The organism is Streptomyces sp. JJ66 (assembly GCF_019303495.1).
Taxonomy (GTDB): domain Bacteria; phylum Actinomycetota; class Actinomycetes; order Streptomycetales; family Streptomycetaceae; genus Streptomyces.
In genome coordinates, this window is record NZ_JAEVFI010000002.1 from 111,241 (window position 1) to 123,437 (window position 12,197).

The following is a 12,197-nucleotide window of genomic DNA, read 5'->3' on the forward strand; positions in this document are numbered from 1 at the left end:
GGCTGCGGCGTCAGGGCCGCGCGAGGGTGGTGAGGTCCGTCGTGGGGTCGGCGAGGCGGTGAGCGTTGACCGGGCGGCCGGAGCGGATCAGCTCCTGGATGGGCCCGGCGACGTCCCAGATGTTGACGTTGAGCCCGGCCAGCACGCGGTGGTCCCGCAGCCAGAAGGCGATGAACTCACGCTTGCCGATGTCGCCACGGCAGACCACCTGATCGTACGTGCCCGGGGGCGCCCAGCCGCTGTACTCCAGGCCGACGTCGTACTGGTCGGAGAAGAAGTAGGGCACGCGGTCGTAGGCGATGTCCTGGCCCAGCATGGCGCGGGCGGCGGCGGGGCCGCTGTGCAGGGCGTTCGCCCAGTGTTCGACGCGTACCCGGGTGCCCAGCAGCGGGTGCCAGGCGGACGCGGCGTCCCCGGCGGCGTAGATCGCGGGGTCGCTGGTGCGCAGGGCGGCGTCAACGGCGATGCCGCCGGTTCCGGGGTCCAGTTCCAGGCCCGCGCTCTCGGCCAGCGCGGTGCGCGGGGCGGCGCCGATGGCGGCGAGCACGCCGTGCGCCGGGTACTCCTCACCGTCGTCGGTGCGCACGGCCAGCACCTGGCCGTCGGCTCCGACGATCTCGGTCAGCCCCGCGCCGAAGGCGAGGCGGACGCCGTGCTCGCGGTGCAGGTCGGCGAAGAGGGTGCCCAGCTCGGGGCCGAGCACGCGGTGCAGGGGGGTCGGGTCGCGCTCGATGACGGTGACCTCGGTGCCGTAGGCGCGGGCGGCGGCGGCCACCTCCAGCCCGATCCAGCCCGCTCCGGCGATCACCAGGTGGCCGTTCTCCCGGCCGAGGCGGCTGAGCATGCCGCGCAGCTGGTCGGCGTGGGCGAGACGGCGCAGGTGGTGGACGCCGGCGAGGTCGGTGCCGGGGATGTCCAGGCGGCGCGGTTCGGCGCCGGTGGCCAGCAGCAGCGCGTCGTAGCGGAGCACGGTGCCGTCACCCAGCCGGACGGAGCGGGTGTCGCGGTCGATGAGGACGGCGGGCTGGCCCAGGTGCAGTTCGATCTCGGCGCGCGCGTACCAGGCGGCGTCGTGGACGAAGACCTTCGCCCTGTCCTCGGTTCCGGCCAGGTATGCCTTGGAGAGCGGGGGACGCTCGTAGGGGTGGTCGCGTTCGTCGCCGATCAGTATCACGCGTCCGGTGAAGCCCTCGGACCGCAGGGTTTCGGCGGCCTTCGCTCCGGCCAGACCGCCGCCGATGATGACGAACGTCTTGTGTGCGTTGACCACGTGGGTGCCTCCTCGCTGCCGTTCCGGTCGCCCCCCGGAAGGTTCACCTGGGAGCGTCCCGCATCACCGCGATCATGGGAAGGGCGCACGCACATTGTGCGGACCTGCGGGTGGGTGCCGGGGTGACCCGCGCCCGGGTGGGCGTGTCCGGCGCGGGGCCGGGTGCCCGCCTCGGGCGTCGTGCGGGCGTCGTGCGGGCGGTCCCCGGGTCAGGGTGTGGGCTGTGGCAGGGGTGCGGTGCGGGTGAGACGGGCGTGCAGCGAGCGGGCAGAGAGGTCGGTGAGGCAGGCGATCTGATCGACGACGACGCGGACCCGGCCCGCGTCGTCCCGCGCCTGCGCGTACAGGGCGCGGAACTGCGGGTCAAGACCGTCGGGTGCGCGCAGGATCAGCGCCTCGGCCAGTTCCGCGAGGATGACGCGCTGCTCGGCCCGCAGCCGCGCCTGGTCGGGGTGCTGCATGACGTAGCGGTCGGCGACGGCCTTGAGCACGGCGCACTCCAGCCGGGCGGCGCGCGGGACGACGAGGTCGGCGGCGTACCGGGTGAGCGGCCCCGGGCCGTAAGCGGTGCGGGTGGCGTGCTCGGCGGCGAGGCAGAAACGTCCGATGAGCTGACTGGTGGCGTCCTTCAGCCGGGCCTGCGCGGTGGCGGTGCCGTCGTAACCGTGCGGCCACCACTCCTGGTCCAGCAGCCGGTCCAGCGCCTCGGCCAGTTCGGCGTCCTCGGTGCCGGGCGGGGCGTAGCGCTCGCGGGCGACGGCGAAGACCTCGCCGCGTTCGGGGTCGGCGTACAGCACGTTCGGATCGAGGTGGCCAGCGTGCAGGCCGTCCTCGACGTCGTGCACGGAGTAGGCGACGTCGTCGGACCAGTCCATGACCTGTGCTTCGAAGCACTGGCGGCCCGCCGGCGCGCCGGAGCGGTACCAGGCGAAGACGGGCGCGTCGTCGGCGTAGACGCCAAACTTGGGCGAGTTGGGGGCGGTGGGGTGCGCGCCCTGCGGCCACGGGTACTTGGTGGCGGCGTCCAGGGCGGCCCGGGTCAGGTTCAGGCCGACGGGACGACCGTCGGCGGTGAAACGTTTCGGCTCCAGCCGGGCCAGCAGCCGCAGCGACTGCGCGTTCCCCTCGAAACCGCCGCACGGCTCGGCGATCTCGGCGAGGATCTGCTCGCCGTTGTGGCCGAAGGGCGGGTGGCCGAGATCGTGGGCGAGGCAGGCGACCTCGGTCAGATCCGGGTCGCAGCCCAGGGCGGCCCCCAGCTCGCGTCCGACCTGCGCGCACTCCAGGGAGTGGGTGAGGCGCGTGCGGGGCGTGGCGTCCCAGGCGTGCGGGCTGGACCCCGGGGTGACCACCTGGGTCTTGCCCGCCAGGCGCCGCAGCGCGGCGGAGTGCAGCACGCGGGCCCGGTCGCGCTGGAACGCGGTCCGGCCGGGCCGCTTGTCGGGCTCGGGCTCCCAGCGCTCGGCGTCGGCGGGGTCGTAGGGGGGCGGCGTGCCGTGCATACCCTGACGGTAACCGGCCGCGCGGTACGTATGCCCCCGCCCCCTTCCCTTCCGGAACCGGGTGGGCGCGGCCCCCGCTCCTTCGGCGCCCCGCCGCCGGGCGGCATCGCCTGCGGTCACGCCCTCACCCGCCGAACCGGCTGCGTCAGTGGGCGTCTCCGGCCGGCTCCGGCGTCCCGGCGGGTTCTCGGCGTCCGCACCGTGCGGGGCTCCTTCACCGCGTGGGGCTTGCCCGCCGCACGGGCCTTTCCCACCGCACGGCCTTTCCCACCGTGCGAGACCACCCCCGCCGCACGGGGTCTCGCCTCGGGCTGCGGTGTTACGCCGCGCTGTGGGCGGGGACCGCGTGGGCCAGGGCCTCGTCGTAGCGGTGGAGGACCAGGCGGGCCAGGGCGGGGTGGGGGCCGAGGGGGGCGGCGGCGGGCACGTCGGGTCCGGCGTCCCGGGCGCAGCGGGTGGCGAAGAAGCCCGGGGCGGTGAAGTAGGAGGCGAGCACGATGCGGCGGTGTCCGGCGGCGCGGAGTGCGGCCACGGCGTCGGGCACCGTGGGCGCGGCGGCGCTGGCGTAGGCGGGCACCACCGGGGTGCCGCCGAGCCGCTGGGAGAGCAGGTGGGCGGTGCCCTCGGCGTCGGTGGCCGAGCGGGGGTCGCGGGACCCGGCGGCGGCCAGGACGACGGCGTCGGGCGCGGGCAGGCCGGGCGGGGGCGGGCCGGGCGGGGGCGGCGTCCAGGGCGGCACGTCGGACGCGGGGTGCTCCCACGGCACCTCCCCCGGCGCGGGAGGCTCCGGCGTCCGCGCGTCAACGGCGTGCCCCGGGCGTACGGCGGGACCACGCTCCCGTGGTGTCCGCTCACCGGACGGGCACAGGCGGCTTTCAGCCAATCGGGCGTGCAGGGCCTCGGCCAGCAGGGGGTGCGGGCCCAGCGGCGCGGCCTGGAGGAGGCGCAGGTGGCGGGCCGCCCGGGCGGCTTCCGGCAGGTCGTGGTGGACGTGGTAGCCACGGCCGAACAGCAGCGGTACCAGCACCGCCGCACCGGGCGGGTGCGCGGCGAGCGTGGCGGGCAGCAGCGGCTCGTTCAGCTCGATGTGCCCCAGCTCGACGCGCAGCCCGGGGCGCAGCTCCCGTACGGCGTCCAGCAGGGCCCGGACGGTGGTGAGCGCGCGGGGGTCGCGGGAGCCGTGGGCGACGGCCACCAGCGTCGGCGCCTGCGGGCGGCCCGGGGCGCGGAGCCGCCGGGGGACGTGCGGGGTGGTGGGGTGGGCCGTCATGTCTCCAGTGTGCGAGCTGGGCGTTGCCGGGGCGTTTCGGCGCCGTCACGGGCGATGGCACGCGCCTCACGGCCCGCGCGGCGCGGCGCGGAGCGTCGGTTACCGGCCACGTAACGCGACGGGAGCAGTCGGGTAACACGCGTGCCGCACAATGTCCGCCATGAACGCGACGCCCGCACCCGCCGTGCCGTCGGCTGTCGAGGCCGCCGACGGCCCCACCGCCGACCCCGCCGACACCCCGGACGCCGCGAGCACCGAGGACGCCGTGGACACGCACTGTCCGTACTGCTCGCTCCAGTGCGGCATGGGGCTGCGGCCGGGCGCCGGGGGGCGGGTGGAGGTGGTCGAGCGGGTCGCGTTCCCCGTCAACCGGGGTGCGCTGTGCGGGAAGGGCCGCACCGCGCCCGCGCTGCTGGCCCCCGGCGCCCGGCTCACCGAACCGCTGGTGCGCCGCTCCCCGGCCGGGCCGCTGGAGCCCGCGAGCTGGGACGAGGCGCTGGAGCGGGTCAGCGGCGAGCTGACCCGCATACGCGCGGCGCACGGCGCGGACGCGGCCGGCGTCTTCGGCGGCGGTGGTCTCACCAACGAGAAGGCATACCTGCTGGGCAAGTTCGCGCGGCTGGTGCTGGGCACCTCGCAGATCGACTACAACGGGCGCTTTTGCATGTCCTCGGCCGCCGCCGCCGGGAACCGGGCGTTCGGGCTGGACCGGGGGCTACCGTTCCCGCTGGCCGATATCGAACGCTCCGGCTGCGTCATCCTCGTCGGCGCGAACCCGGCCGAGACGATGCCCCCCGCGCTGCGGTTCTTCTCGCGGCTGAAGAAGAACGGCGGGAAGCTGATCGTCGTCGATCCGCGCCGCACCCGCACCGCCGAGCAGGCCGACCTGCACCTCGCCCCGCGTCCGGGCACGGACCTGGCGCTGGCGCTGGGGCTGCTGCACCTGATCGTCGCCGAGGGGCGGGTGGACGAGGAGTACGTCGCCGCGCGCACCACCGGGTGGGCCGAGGCACGGTCGGCGGCCATGGCGCACTGGCCGGAGCTGGTGGAGCGCGTCACCGGCGTCCCGGTGCCGCAACTGCGGGCGGCGGTCGCGCACTTCTGCGACGCGGACTCCGCGATGGTGCTCACCGCGCGCGGCCCCGAGCAGCAGGCCAAGGGCACCGACACCGTGGGCGCGTGGATCAACCTCACGCTGGCCACCGGCCGAGCGGGCCGCCCGCACTCCGGTTACGGCTGCCTCACCGGGCAGGGCAACGGGCAGGGCGGGCGCGAACACGGGCAGAAGGCCGACCAGCTCCCCGGGTACCGCATGCTCACCGACCCTTCGGCCCGGGCCCACGTCGCCGGGGTGTGGGGCGTGGACCCCGACAGCCTGCCGGGCCCCGGCCGCAGCGCCTACGAACTGCTGGACGCACTCGGCGGTGACATCCGCTCGCTGCTGGTGCTCGGTTCCAACCCCGTCGTCTCCGCGCCGCGCGCCGCGCACGTCGAACAGCGGCTGCGCGCGCTGGACTTCCTCGCGGTGTGCGACGTCGTCCTCTCCGAGACGGCCGCCCTGGCCGACGTCGTACTGCCGGTGACGCAGTGGGCCGAGGAGACCGGCACGCTCACCAGCGTCGAAGGCCGCGTGCTGCTGCGCCGCAAGGCCGTGGACCCGCCGCCCGGCGTGCGCTCGGACCTGTGGGTGCTCAGCACGCTCGCGGCGCGGCTGGGCTGGGAGAAGGGTTTCCCGGCCGACGCCGAGGAGGTCTTCGACGAGCTGCGCCGCGCCTCGGCTGGCGGCAAGGCCGACTACTCGGGCATCACCTACCGGCGCATCGCCGAGGAAGACGGCGTCTTCTGGCCGTGCCCGGAGACGTCCGCCGACGACCCGGCCCACCCCGGCACGCCGCGCCTGTTCCTCGACCGCTTCGCCACCCCCGACGGCCGGGCCCGCTTCGCCCCCGTCACGCACCGGCCCGCGGCGGAGGAGCCGGACGCCGACTACCCGGTGCTGCTGACGACCGGGCGGGTACTCGCGCAGTACCAGTCCGGTGCGCAGACCCGGCGCGTCGCCCAGCTCAACTCCGCCGCGCCCGAACCGTTCGTGCAGCTCCACCCCCAGCTGGCCGAGCGGCACGGCATCGCCGACGGCGACCCGGTGGCCGTCACCTCGCGCCGTGGCCGCGCCGTCGCCCCGGCCCGCGTCAGCACCGCCATCCGCCCCGACACGGTGTTCATGCCCTTCCACTGGCCGGGCGAAGGCCGCGCCAACACCCTGACCAACCCGGCGCTGGACCCGACGTCACGCATGCCGGAGTTCAAGGTGTGCGCGGTCCGGGTGGAGCGGCTGCTCACCACAGCGGAAGCCAACGCGGAAGCACGCCGGATCGCCGCCCGGGGCAGCGTCACGGTGGACGACGTCCACGACGTCATCGACCGGACCCGCACGGTGCGCGAGAAGCGGTTCCGTGGCTGACACCTGGCGCACCGACCGCGTCGGCAGCGCGCTGCCCGGTACCACCCGACCGTGCTACGCCGCTTGGCGGCCGGGTTCGCGGCCATCGGCGACGTGCACCTCCGAGGAGCGGGGCACGCTCGGCAGGTGACGCGCCGGACGCCCACGTGCTCCCAGCCGTTCCGGCCACGCCGTCGGCCCCACGTGGCGGCTTCACCGCAGTGGTGGAGGGCGCGTGCGCGGTGGGTTCCTTCGGGTCACCGGGATGCGACGCCCAGGCCAAGGTGTTCGGTGACCGGGTCCAGGTGCGGGGCGGCGTCCAGCACGGTGTCCTCGGGCCGGCGGCCGAAGGTGAGCGGCCACACCACGTCGGGCTCCAGCCCGTGCGAGAGCGCCCACGCGTCCCACACGCGCCGGTGCGCGGCGGCGGAGTCCAACAGGACGCCATCGACGTCGAAGAGAAGCGCGGCGGGCCTCATGCGGATATCGCCGGGACTGGGTCGGTGCCGAAGACCCAGGGGGCGAGGACGACGTGCCAGCCGTCGGGGTCGGCGAAGAGGACGGCGCCGTGGGCGGGCCAGTACGGGTTGGTGGCGCGTACCGGCTGGTGGCCACGGGCGGTGAGGTGCGCGGTGGCCGACGCCACGGCCTGCGGGCCGGGGAGGTAGAGCGCGAGCTGGTTCTCCGGGTGCGGCCGGGGGACGCTCTCCGGGGCTCTGTGCTGGAGGAGTTCGAGGTGCACCGGGGCGCCGGGCAGCCCGAGAACGGCGCCGTCGTAACCGTCGTGGTCGCGCCAGGAGGCGAGCACGGGGAGCCCGAGGTCGTCGCGGTAGAAGGCGAGCGCGGCGTCGAGGTCGGCGGTGGGCCGGGCGAAGCGCACGGCGCCGACGGGCAGGTGGGGCGGCCAGGCGTGGGTCATGCGGCCATCCTCCGCCGCCCCGGTACGTCTGCGCCACGGGCGCGAGGCGGAGGTTGGGTCCGGCGGGAGTCGTAGCGCTGCGGACCGGGCGGTGGCAGCGGCGCGGCGGCAGGGCGCCCCGGAGGGCGCGGCACGGCAGCCCCCGCGCGGACGCCGGTCCCGGCCCGGCGAAGCGACGAAGCGGGTGCTCAGCGTGCGGCGGCGGCTCGCCCGGCAGCGGTGGTGACACCCGGGGCAAGCGCACCGGGTCACACCGGCCGGTGCAGCCAGTCGCCGCCGGGGATGACGGTGCCGTGGGTGCGCAGGTGTGCGGCCAGTGGCGGGGCGGCGGTGTAGAGCCACGCGGTGCGCTCGGTGCCGTCGGCGAGGTGGGCGGTGGCGGCCCCGCGCTCGTAGAGGTTGCCGGTGCCGCCGGGGGTGTAGTCCTCCAGCTTGTCCAGCACGCGCAGCACGTCGGCGTACGCGGCCGGGTCAGGCTCGACCAGTGCGCCGGTGACCTCGCCGGTGCCCTCGACGGCGTACGGGTACCCCGGGCCCTCGTACAGCGTCAGGCCCCGTACACGCGCGGGCAGTTCGCTGACGGTGCGCCCGGCGAGCGTCCACGCGTAGTGGTGCTCGCCGGGGCGCAGCGTGCCGTAGACGAAGAACGGCAGCCGTGGCGCACCGGGGTGCCCGGCGCTCACGGGGCCGTCGTCTCCCCGGCCACCCAGCGCGCGTAGTCCGCGCTCGCCTCGGTGACGGGCGTGGCGATGATCTCGGGCACGTCGTAGCTGTGCGCTTCGCGCAGGTAGGTCTCCAGGGCCGGGTAGCGGGCGCTGGTGGTCTTGAACAGCACCTGCCACTCGGGGTCGTCGTGTACCCGGCCTTCCCAGCGGTAGACGGAGGTGACCGGCCCGGCGATCTGCGCGCAGGCCGCCACCCGCCGTTCCACTGCTCCGGCGGCCAGGGCGCGGGCGGCCTCGGCGCTGTCGGTGGTGGTGAGGACGGTCAGCAGCTGGCTCATACCGCCACGGTAGCGAGCGGACGGCGGGCGCGGTGGCGGGGTCAGGGTCCGGGCAGGGGTTGTTCGGCCCAGATGACCTTGCCGCTGGGGGTGTAGCGGGTGCCCCAGCGCTGGGTGGTCTGGGAGACCAGGAACAGGCCCCGGCCGCCCTCGTCGTCGCTGGCGGCGTGCCGTACGTGCGGTGAGGTGTGGCTGGTGTCGGAGACCTCGCAGATCAGCGTGCGGTCGCGGATGAGACGCAGGTGGACGGGGCCGCTGGCGTGGCGCAGGGCGTTGGCCAGCAGTTCGCTGGCGACCAGTTCGGTGGTGAAGGCGTGGGCCTCCAGGCCCCAGGTGTGCAGCTGTTCGCGCACCCGGTGGCGCAGGGCGGGGACGGCGGCGGGGTCGGTGGGCAGTTCCCAGCTGGCCACGTCGTCCGGGTCCAGCCCACGGGTGCGGACGAGGAGCAGCGCGGCGTCGTCGGCGCCCGCGCGCGAGGGCAGCGTGGTGAGGATCGTGTCGCAGAGGTCTTCCAGGGGCTCGGCGGGGTGGGTGAGCGCGTCGGTGAGCCGCCGCAGGCCCTCCTCGACGTCCAGGTCGCGGGCCTCGACCAGGCCGTCGGTGAACAGCGCCAGCAGGCTGCCCTCGGCCAGGGTGAGGTGCGCGCTCTCGAACGGCACGCCGCCGGTGCCCAGCGGTGGCCCGGAGGGCAGGTCGGGGATGTCGGCGGTGCCGTCCGGTGCGACGACGACGGGGTGCAGGTGCCCGGCGCGGGCCAGGACGCAGGTGCGGGTGACCGGGTCGTACACGCCGTACAGGCAGGTGCCCCCGGGGGTTTCGGCCATCGCCAGCGACGCGTCGCCCTCGGCGGCCCGCTCGTCCACGGACTGGGCCACCAGGTCGTCCAGCTGGGTCAGCAGTTCCTCGGGCGCGAGGTCGAGCTGGGCGAGCGCGCGTACCGTCGTGCGCAGCCGCCCCATGGTGGCCGCGGCCCGCAGCCCGTGTCCGACGACGTCACCGACGACCAGGCCGACGCGGGCGCCGGAGAGCGGGATGACGTCGAACCAGTCGCCGCCGACGCCGACCCGGCTGTCGGCGGGCAGATAGCGGTGCGCGCTCTCCACCGCTGACCGGGGCGGCAGCCGCCCGGGCAGTAGCTCACGCTGGAGGGTGAGCGCGGCGCGGTGCTCCCCCGCGTAGCGGCGGGCGTTGTCGAGGCAGACCGCGGTGCGGCGGGTCAGCTCGTCGGCGAGCACGATGTCCGCGCGGCTGAACGCGTCGCCGCTGGCGGCGCGGGCGAAGGTGACCAGGCCGAGCGTCAGGTCGCGGGTGCGCAGCGGGAGGATCAGCGTGCGTTCGGAGGCGGCGTCGGGGCCGGAGGCGACGGCGCCGGGGGGAGCGGCGCCCCGGGACGCCACGCGGGCCAGCGCGGCGTCGCGGGTCGGCGCGCGCAGGGGTTCGCGCCCTTCCAGCACCTCGGCGAGCAGATCGACGGCGAGGAAGTCGGCCAGCTTCGGGACGGCGACGTCGGCCAGCTCCGCCGCGGTGCGGTACGGGTCGAGCGTGGTGCCGATGTGCTCGCCTGCCTTCACCAGCAGGTGGAGCCGCTGTTCGGCGCGGTAGCGCTCGGTGATGTCGAAGGACTCCTCGCACACCCCGATCGGCAGCCCACGGGCGTCCAGCAGCCGGTAGTAGGAATACGACCAGATGCGGTCGTGCGTGGGGTCCTCGGGCGGGCGGCCGCGGTAGTGGAGGTCGATGACGGGCTCGCCGGAGTCGAGCACCCGCCGGACCAGACCGCGCAGGTCGGCGGAGTGCTCCGGGGAGATGACCTCGCCGCCGGGCACCAGTTCGTCGGGGTAGCGTCCGGCGTAGAGCTCGGGCGGGCCGACCATCTCGCGCGAGCAGGTGTCGTTCGTCCACACCACGCGCGGGGCGGTGTCGTAGATCGTCAGGCCGATCGGGGACTGGGTGAGCAGGGCCTGGAGTACCGCCTGCCGCGTCTCCCACTCGCGCATCTCGTCCGCGCGGGCCAGCAGCAGCACGCTGGACGGCTCCCGCCCGGCTTCCGTCGGCAGCGGCCAGTGCGTCACCGCCGCCTGGACGACGTGTCCGTCCCGGTGCCGGACGCCGAGGGTGCGGCCGTGGGTGCCGCCGCCGGGCTCCGGGGGCGGCAGCTGACCGGTGTCGGCGAGCAGCCGGGCGGCTGGGGAGCCGAGCAGGTCGGCGGGGGTGTGGCCGAGCAGCTTCTGGGCCGCCGGGCTCCAGCCCAGCACGGTTCCGTGGCCGTCCAGCACCGCCGTCGCCGCCCGCGTCAGGGCCAGCGGACCGCCGAAGTCGCTGCTCCGCGTCTCCCCTGCACCACTCACTGCGCATCACCCTGCCCGCATCAAGCCTCCGCCGCCGCGCGGCCCGGTGCAAGCCGCGGGGCGGCGGGAAGGCCGAACGTGGGGGCGCGCGCGGTGGTGGGTGCTCGTCCCCGGCGGACCCACACCGCTGCGGGGACGCCGGTCGCGTCGGACCGGTGTGGCGCGCGGCACCTGGGGCTCGCGGGCGGCGCGGAGCCGGGCGCGGACGCCAGCGGACTGCCGCCGCGCGGCCGGGGTGCGGACACAGGCCGCACGCGAGCGCAGACGTGACGCGGTCCGCCGGGAAACGCGTCCGATTCGTTCAAGACCCGGCCGGGGCGGCGGTCATAGCGTGCGGGCATGGTTGCTCGATTCGATCTCATCGGCATGGTGACGGCCGACATGGCCGCCACGCTCGCCTTCTACCGCAGGCTCGGCCTGGACCTTCCCGCCGGGGCGGACTCCGCGCCGCACGTCGAGGCCACCGGTCCCGGCGGGATGCGGCTGGCCTGGGACACCGTGGAGGTGATCCGGTCGATGTACCCCGGGTGGGAGATGCCGGAGGGCGAGGGGCGGATGACGCTGGCGTTCCGCTGCGACGACCCGGCGGACGTGGACCGGGTGTACGCGGAGCTGACCGGGGCCGGATACCCCGGGAAGAAGGAACCGTGGGACGCGTTCTGGGGTCAGCGGTACGCCGTCGTCGCCGATCCGGACGGCACCCACGTGGACCTGTTCGCCCCGCTCAGCCCGTCGGACGCGGCAGGCGCGTGAGCGGGACGCCGGCCAGGGCGCGCACCTCGCGCGAGAGGTGCGCCTGGTCGGCGTATCCGGCGTGGACGGCGACGTCGGCGAGCGCCCGGCCCGCGTATGCCGAGGCGAGCGCCCGCTGGAGGCGCAGCACGCGGGCGAGGGTCTTGGGGCCGTAGCCGAAGGCGTCCAGGGAACGCCGGTGCAGCTGGCGGGGGCTGAGGTGGGCGGCCCGGGCCACGTCGGCGACGGTTCGCCCGGCGTCCAGGGCGGCGGCGACCGCCCGCGCCAGCGGGTCCGGTACGGCGCCCACGCTCGCTGCCACCGCTTCCAGTGCCGCACCCCGGTCGGCGGCCCCGGCGACGTACTCGGTCAGCCGCCGCACCCGCGCCCCGGGCCACAGCGCGTCCAGCGGCACGCGCTGGTCGCGCAGCTCATGCGCCGGGACGCCGAGCACGGCGGGCCCGGTGCCGGGGGCGAACCGCAGGCCCGTCCACCTGTCGCCGGGCCGCTCGGCTCCGGCCTGGGCGCGGGAGTCGGGTCCGGCGACGAGGAGGAGGCCGTCGTGCCAGATGAGGTCCATGCAGCCGTCCGGCAGCACCAGCGCGCTCCCGGGTTGGTCCGCCGCCGCCCGCGCCCACACCACGGTGCCGCCGCCCAGTGCGGACGGCCGCTGCGTGTAGTCGCCGGGCTCCACGCGTCCAGCGTAGAGGCCG

Annotated in this window: 11 protein-coding genes; 2 read left to right on the forward strand and 9 right to left on the reverse strand. The window is 75.9% G+C overall.

The genetic code is table 11. The features are described 5' to 3' along the window. Positions 1-10: 10 nt before the first annotated feature. The 3 genes from JJV70_RS02530 to JJV70_RS02540 all read right to left on the reverse strand — a co-directional run bounded on the left by JJV70_RS02530 (position 11) and on the right by JJV70_RS02540 (position 4,042). A complete protein-coding gene (locus tag JJV70_RS02530) occupies positions 11-1,270 on the reverse strand; it encodes an FAD-dependent oxidoreductase (RefSeq protein WP_219045889.1) in 1,260 nt (419 codons plus the stop codon). A gap of 209 nt (positions 1,271-1,479) precedes the next feature. After that, positions 1,480-2,772 (reverse strand): deoxyguanosinetriphosphate triphosphohydrolase, encoded by a 1,293-nt coding sequence (locus JJV70_RS02535; protein WP_219045891.1) that lies wholly within the window; start codon positions 2,770-2,772, stop codon positions 1,480-1,482. A 319-nt stretch (positions 2,773-3,091) separates the two neighbouring features. Then, positions 3,092-4,042 carry a sirohydrochlorin chelatase gene (locus tag JJV70_RS02540; RefSeq protein WP_219045893.1) on the reverse strand — a complete coding sequence of 317 codons (951 nt, stop codon included), beginning with the start codon at positions 4,040-4,042 and terminating at the stop codon, positions 3,092-3,094. 304 nt (positions 4,043-4,346) lie between these two features. Here JJV70_RS02540 and JJV70_RS02545 point away from each other — a divergent pair, with 304 nt between their 5' ends. Continuing rightward, the gene (locus JJV70_RS02545; protein ID WP_257573263.1) at positions 4,347-6,503 is read left to right on the forward strand and encodes a molybdopterin oxidoreductase family protein; all 2,157 of its coding nucleotides are present in this window, start codon (positions 4,347-4,349) and stop codon (positions 6,501-6,503) included. A gap of 236 nt (positions 6,504-6,739) precedes the next feature. Here JJV70_RS02545 and JJV70_RS02550 read toward each other — a convergent pair whose 3' ends face one another. The 5 genes from JJV70_RS02550 to JJV70_RS02570 form a co-directional block, all read right to left on the reverse strand. Beyond that, positions 6,740-6,961, reverse strand: a complete 222-nt coding sequence (locus tag JJV70_RS02550; RefSeq protein WP_257573220.1) for a hypothetical protein — start codon at positions 6,959-6,961, stop codon at positions 6,740-6,742. Next, positions 6,958-7,401 carry a VOC family protein gene (locus JJV70_RS02555; RefSeq protein ID WP_219045897.1) on the reverse strand — a complete coding sequence of 148 codons (444 nt, stop codon included), beginning with the start codon at positions 7,399-7,401 and terminating at the stop codon, positions 6,958-6,960. The genes JJV70_RS02550 and JJV70_RS02555 overlap by 4 nt, the downstream gene beginning before the upstream one ends. Before the next feature lie 248 nt (positions 7,402-7,649). Further along, positions 7,650-8,084, reverse strand: a complete 435-nt coding sequence (locus JJV70_RS02560; RefSeq protein ID WP_219045899.1) for a gamma-glutamylcyclotransferase family protein — start codon at positions 8,082-8,084, stop codon at positions 7,650-7,652. Then, positions 8,081-8,404 carry a divalent-cation tolerance protein CutA gene (gene cutA, locus JJV70_RS02565; protein WP_219045901.1) on the reverse strand — a complete coding sequence of 108 codons (324 nt, stop codon included), beginning with the start codon at positions 8,402-8,404 and terminating at the stop codon, positions 8,081-8,083. Before cutA ends, JJV70_RS02560 begins: the two co-directional genes overlap by 4 nt. Positions 8,405-8,445: 41 nt before the next feature. Then, positions 8,446-10,752, reverse strand: a complete 2,307-nt coding sequence (locus JJV70_RS02570; RefSeq protein ID WP_219045903.1) for a SpoIIE family protein phosphatase — start codon at positions 10,750-10,752, stop codon at positions 8,446-8,448. 339 nt (positions 10,753-11,091) lie between these two features. Between JJV70_RS02570 and JJV70_RS02575 the strand changes: the two genes are divergently transcribed. Beyond that, entirely contained in the window at positions 11,092-11,505 is a 414-nt protein-coding gene (locus JJV70_RS02575; protein ID WP_219045905.1) for a VOC family protein, read from the forward strand. Here JJV70_RS02575 and JJV70_RS02580 read toward each other — a convergent pair. Beyond that, positions 11,477-12,178: a helix-turn-helix transcriptional regulator gene (locus JJV70_RS02580; RefSeq protein ID WP_219045907.1), complete on the reverse strand. Its 702-nt coding sequence runs from the start codon at positions 12,176-12,178 to the stop codon at positions 11,477-11,479. The genes JJV70_RS02575 and JJV70_RS02580 overlap by 29 nt on opposite strands. Positions 12,179-12,197: the final 19 nt, after the last annotated feature.

What these genes read in the sequence shown, in the direction of transcription:
- JJV70_RS02535 (WP_219045891.1), bottom strand. Translation starts at nt 2,772, where the DNA reads ATGCACGGCACGCCGCCCCCCTACGACCCCGCCGACGCCGAGCGCTGG.
- JJV70_RS02540 (WP_219045893.1), bottom strand. Translation starts at nt 4,042, where the DNA reads ATGACGGCCCACCCCACCACCCCGCACGTCCCCCGGCGGCTCCGCGCC.
- JJV70_RS02545 (WP_257573263.1), top strand. Translation starts at nt 4,347, where the DNA reads ATGGGGCTGCGGCCGGGCGCCGGGGGGCGGGTGGAGGTGGTCGAGCGG.
- JJV70_RS02550 (WP_257573220.1), bottom strand. Translation starts at nt 6,961, where the DNA reads ATGAGGCCCGCCGCGCTTCTCTTCGACGTCGATGGCGTCCTGTTGGAC.
- JJV70_RS02555 (WP_219045897.1), bottom strand. Translation starts at nt 7,401, where the DNA reads ATGACCCACGCCTGGCCGCCCCACCTGCCCGTCGGCGCCGTGCGCTTC.
- cutA (WP_219045901.1), bottom strand. Translation starts at nt 8,404, where the DNA reads ATGAGCCAGCTGCTGACCGTCCTCACCACCACCGACAGCGCCGAGGCC.
- JJV70_RS02575 (WP_219045905.1), top strand. Translation starts at nt 11,092, where the DNA reads ATGGTTGCTCGATTCGATCTCATCGGCATGGTGACGGCCGACATGGCC.